This window comes from Neobacillus drentensis (genome assembly GCF_036965245.1).
GTDB lineage: Bacteria > Bacillota > Bacilli > Bacillales > Cytobacillaceae > Neobacillus > Neobacillus drentensis_G.
On record NZ_JBALPG010000215.1, the window covers coordinates 1 to 6,126 of the forward strand.

2 protein-coding genes are annotated in these 6,126 nt (G+C 35.1%); both read left to right on the plus strand.

Going from position 1 to position 6,126, the window contains the following annotated elements:
• Positions 1-468 precede the first annotated feature (468 nt).
• Positions 469-1,401 carry a GNAT family N-acetyltransferase gene (locus tag V7150_RS25625; protein ID WP_335523922.1) on the plus strand — a complete coding sequence of 311 codons (933 nt, stop codon included), beginning with the start codon at positions 469-471 and terminating at the stop codon, positions 1,399-1,401.
• Positions 1,402-2,309: 908 nt separating this feature from the next.
• A complete protein-coding gene (locus V7150_RS25630; protein WP_335523924.1) occupies positions 2,310-5,954 on the plus strand; it encodes a galactose-binding domain-containing protein in 3,645 nt (1,214 codons plus the stop codon).
• Positions 5,955-6,126: the final 172 nt, after the last annotated feature.

The following is a 6,126-nucleotide window of genomic DNA, read 5'->3' on the forward strand; positions in this document are numbered from 1 at the left end:
ATGATAACTTAAAGTAACGAACCGGTTACTTTTATAAGAGATATAAAATGTTTACAGTTTCTTTGGAGAATGGTTGAAGAGGAGACAATACATAAATATTTCTAAGATAAGGCAAATTAATGAGAAAAAACTTAAAACAATGAATAGATTGAAAATATTTGCATATAGTGATATAGTTTTCATTGAATAAAACAATGGAGGGGGTACCGATATGAAAAAAAGATCATTGAATTCTTTATCTAGAGGTGTAGGGTACTCAACTGCCGTTTTTTTCGTGTTCGCTAATCATGGGAGAAGTCTGTCTAATTTTAGAAAAAAACGACTTAAATCCTTTGATTAGATTCTCTAATTAAAGTAGTGGGAGATAAACCACAGGTCGTTTCCTGTGGGGGTTATTTATACATTCATGTTATTTAAAACCACAGGAATTTTCCTGTGGATTTTTTATTTTCAGAAGGAGGAAAGAACATGGAGAAAACACAAGAGATATTTATTAGGCAATTGGAATTTTCAGATGCGGAGGATTTACTAAAGTTAGAGGTTGAAAATAGAGATTTTTTCCAACTCTATGCACCACTAAAAGATGAAAAGTTTTATACAATTGCTGGGCAAGTTGAGCGAATTGAAAAATGGGTTTTATCAGCTGAGCAGGACTCAGTTTATTCATTTGGAATATTTCTTACAGACAGCAAGCAACTTATTGGGAATGTAACACTATCTGAGGTGGCAAGAGGTAACTATCAGAGTTGTTGGATTGGATATTACTTAGACCGCAAGCTAAATGGGAAGGGATACATGACAAAAGCAGTAAAATTAGTTGTAGACTATGGATTTAATGAATTAAAATTACATCGAATTGAAGCTGGAGTAATGCCTCATAATATACGTTCCATTAAGGTACTAGAGAAAGCAGGGTTTCATAAAGAGGGTATTGCAATAGAGAATGTTAAAATTAATGGGAAGTGGGAAAATCATCAAACGCTTGCGATTATCAATAATGAAAAGTATAAACCGAAAGTAATTAGAAAAAACCCACAAGGCATTGCTATGCCAATTGGAGATTACAGTCACCTTACGATTGTACCAAAAGGAGCCGAATTAATTATTCCATCAGGTCAAGTAGGTGTAGATAGAGAAGGTAATATTCCTGATTCAGTTGAAGAACAATTTCAGATTTCCTTGGAGAATATTGTATCACTTCTTAGAAGTGAGAATTTAGATACTAATGGGATTATCAAAATTAATATTTGGTTAACTGAAAAGGTAGACAAAGAAGTGTTTGTAGACATCTATAAGAAATTTCACAAGGGTTCTCCACCTTCAATGACACTTGCTTATGTTATGGCTCTAGGAACTCCAGACCTTAAAGTAGAAGTAGAAGTTTTGGCAGCTCGTTTTTAGTCTATACCTACTTAAATCTAGTAAGGCGTTGATCAATGTTGATTAACGCCTAAATATGTTGAACAAATTACTCAAACTAGAAATATTTAATAATTAATTCTGATGGGAAGAAATGCACTTAAACTATTGGCAGGATGGTTCAACAAGGTATAGTTTTAAGATCTTCCACAATAGGAAGCGCAATTGTTGAATAAGTAAGATGAGAAAATAACAGATCTGCTTGCTGCACAGTACAACGATACTATTCAATAGAAAATGATACTCCACAATCGGCGTGATTGAGGAAGACCAAAAGCCTATATCCTCGGTAAAAATAAGGAGGATTTAGGCTTTTTTACTTCAAAATCGTTGACGTTTTTCTATTGGTAAATACTTTGACAGCAAGTGGTAAATTTCGTGGCAACTGCTGGTAAAAAACATGGCAGAGATGGTACATTCTTGTGGCTGTAATCAGTTATTTAAAATAATCAATTTTTAAAGGTAAGATAATTCATATTTTTAATAATTTAGATGTTGATTTTTAGAGTAAATGATAAGAAATTTGAATAACTCCTGTGCTAAAAGCTCATTATTTACAAACATAAAAGAAGCATATTGAACGCGCTTACAATAGGTGCTATACTATACATGATATTCCATATTTATCACATGTTACTGATTAGATCAGGCAGAGTGGTTCGATCGAAAGAATTTCGATTCTTTTAGTTCGATACCACTGTGCCTTTTTTGCGTTATTTTTTATTGATCTATTAAATAGGTTTTCAAAACAGCTTAAGAACAACTAACTTAGAATGCATTCCTTACCTGAAAGGAGGTTTGTCGAAGAAAAAGGTTCTTTTATAGTATTCCTATTCAATATCGCAGAAGAATGGTAACTCTTTAAATCTATTATTCGAGGTGGGATTAAATTGAGGTTAGGCAAAAAGAAGAATTTCTATTTCAGATTACTATGCATTGTATGTATGTTAATGGCTTATTTGCTGCCTGCAGCAAATGCTTCAGCAGAGGTTCAAAACCCAAATTTAGCACTAGACAAGCCTGTTAAAGTTTCTGGATTGGAAGTGAATGATGGGAGATTAGCAGCTGATTTTGCTGTAGATGGTCTCCGATCTGGAAAATCTAAGAATGGAATATCAGATGCGAGATGGTCATCTAATAAAAGAAGTACCACTAATCCAAATGCACCTCTATGGATTTATGTAGATTTAGGAACAGAACAGACGATTAGACAAATAAAAGTATTGTGGGAAAAAGCGTATTCTCCAGACTATGAGGTTCAAGTTAGTAATACAGCTAAAGAAGAAGATTGGAAAACAATCGGTCATTACACGGATGCTTCAGAAGCAAACTTAGAAAAAATCATTAATTTACCTCAATCTGAAACGGCAAGATATGTACGAGTGAAAGCGAATAAATCGCGAAACACACCTGCTCCTGGTGTCACTCAATTACTAAATGTCTCCATTTGGGAGCTGGAGGTTTTTGAACATATTCAGTTTAACAATTCAAAAGACGTTGTTAACTATATGAGTGACATGAAGCCTACACTTTCGAATGATGGTAAAAAAATTGTTTTACCTGATTCTCCAGACCCAAGATATGAAGTTTCTTTATTTGGATCCGATAATAAGCAGATTATCGATATGAATCTGAATTACTACCAACCAATAAGTGATAGTAAGGTAAATATTTTATACAAAGTAACGAATAAAAGTGACAGTAAGGATTTTGCAGCTTCATCCAATGATATTCCAATTAATGTTGAAGGAAAATATCAACATGAAGAAGGTGATAACCCGGTTCCGAACGTTATACCTGGTCTGAGAGAATGGAAGGGTTATACTGGTAATTTTGAACTTGAAAAAGGAGCTAGTTTAGTGGTAGATTCGACTGCTCCCGATTCTTTAATGGAAACAGCTCGAGGTATTCAATCCTATTTTAAAAATATGGTAGGAAAAGATATTAATGTTCATAAAGGCTTGAAGGCAAGTGTTCGGGATATTTTTTTAACAATCGACAATACGAAAGAGCATTTAGGTGAGGAAGGATATACTCTTGAGATCACCGATAAAATTATTGTGAGTGCTCCAAAAACAAAAGGGATCCTTTATGGAGGGATTTCCCTTACGCAAATTTTATACCAATCAGACAATAAAAATAGCATTCCTAAAGGATTAGCAAGAGACTATCCAAAATATGAAGTTCGCTCTGGGATGTTGGATGTTGGAAGGATGTATATTCCGTTAGACAATGTTCAAGAAATGACAGAATATATGGCATGGTTTAAGTTAAATGAAATCCAATTGCACATTAATGATTATTGGGGTGCAGCAAATTATCAAGCTTTTCGATTAGAAAGTAAAAAATATCCAGAAATTAATGCGAAGGATGGGTATTATACACAGGAAGAATACATTGCTTTTCAAAAAAATATGAAAAAGTATGGAATAGATGTTGTCACAGAAATTGATACACCGTACCATGCGGAAAGCTTTAGAGCTGTGAATCCGGACATGATGCTTTCAAAAGGGGCTTTAGACATTACCACCCCGGAAAAACAAAAATTGGTTTATCCATTTATTGAGTCCCTTTTTGATGAGTTTCTTGGGGATAGTCCAACTGATGAAAATAGGGTCATTCAAAGTAGTAAATTCCATATGGGTACGGATGAGTATGATAAGAAATATTCAGAGCAAATGAGAGCCTATACAGACCATTTTATTAATTATATTAATAATAAGGGGTATGAAACAAGACTCTGGGGATCAATTGGAAAAAATGGCTTCAATGGAAATACCCCGGTAAGCAATAAGGCAACGATGAATATTTGGGCTCCGTATTGGTCCGATGTACAGGAAATGTATAGTTTAGGGTATGACATTATCAATACGTGCGGAGGAGATCTGTATATTGTTCCTGTTGGAAATGCAGGGTATCCGGATTATTTGGATATAAAAAATAGATATGATTCATGGGAAGTAAATGATTTGAATAACAACGGTAGAGGAAATGGCGGGGCAACCATGCCATTTGCCCATCCGCAAACAAAAGGTGCAGAATTTGCGGTATGGAATGATATGACTTCCTTTTCAGGCGGTTTATCAAGTTATGATATTTTTAATCGAATGAAAGATGCAGTCGTTTTAGTTTCCGAAAAAACGTGGTACGGGGAAAAAACAGCAGGGCAGACCTCTGAGCAGTTTATGGAGCGGGTAAACAAGGTTCAAAATAGAATCCCAACATCTAACCCTTCGAGATTCGTTGAGTCCAAAACAGATGTAGTCCTTAAATATGATTTTGAATCGATGAAGAATAACAAAGTTAAAGACTTATCAGGTAATGAATATGATGCAAAAATCAAAGGCCGTCCGAACCTTGTTGATGGTTATGATGGAAAATCACTACAGTTGGATGGGGATAATTTCATTGAACTTCCTTTGTCAGGGATAGGATATCCATATTCGGTTTCGTTCGATATTAAACTAGATGAAGGGTCTCTTAACGATGCTACCTTGTTTTCTGGGAAAGATGGAGATTTTTATGTGAACTTAAACCAAACAGGCAAGCTGGGTTATCAAAGAAATGAGAAAACGTCCCAAGGAAGTTTATCAAAATTTGAAAACTATACGTTTAGTCACAATTACTCACTTAAAGAAAACGAATGGCAGAATGTTGTTCTTGTAGGGGATAAAAAGAAAACGACTTTATTTATTAATGGAAAACAAGTTTCTACTTCTGTACAAACGAATAAGTTGGGCGGCCGGGTCAATGACTCCTCGACCTTTGTCCTGCCTTTGGAAAAAATCGGGCAAGGAATCAAAGGGAAAATCGACAACATTACAGTAATGAATAAAGCTCTATCAAGCAATAACATTAAAAATATTTTATCTTACGATCCTGGTCAAAGAAATGTTGCTTACCAACAAAAAGTAACCACCTCTTCGGAATACAATCAGTCTCAACGTGCAGCAAATATAACGGATGGAGATTTATTAACTAGATGGGGCTCCCAGTACAATATTTCAGCTCCTGAGGCTGATAATCAATGGATTATGGTAGAACTAGATGATTCTCGCAGCATTGATACAGTGAAGCTTTTTTGGGAACGAGCCAGGGCAGAGAAATATACATTGCTTGCTTCAAAGGATGGAAATACTTTCGAGGAAGTTTATTCGTATCCCGCTACAAGCGGTGTTAGCGCCGGTGATATTGACACAATCCATTTAAAAAATGTAAATGCTAAGTATTTAAAAGTAGTCATGACGGAAAGAAAAGCGGTAAATGGTACTAAGTACGGCTACAGTTTATATGAGTTAGAAGCCTATAGTAAAACAGAACTTGCTGGAGCGGAAAAATTATTGGAAGAGGCAGAAAAACTGCTTAATGAGCCAACAAAAGGTGCAAAAGCAAATAAAGAAAGAATAGAGCTGATTGCTGCAAAGGATGAACTGGAGTCTTATTTAGGAAACGGTCAAGAACTTGATGGATTCACGTTCCATGTACTGGTTAGGACTCTTGAAACGAGAATGGATAGTTACAGGAATAGGCTATAGTTGAAGTGTCAGTCCCTCAATATGTTCAATCCCCGGATCCATTAATGGAAACGGGGATTTTTGATTTTAATAAAACTATTGTTTCCTTAAGACCCCACAAGTGGTAGAGTGTCATCGGATTAGTGAAGAATATAATTATTTGATTAAAGCAATAGTAGAATGGCTATGTTAC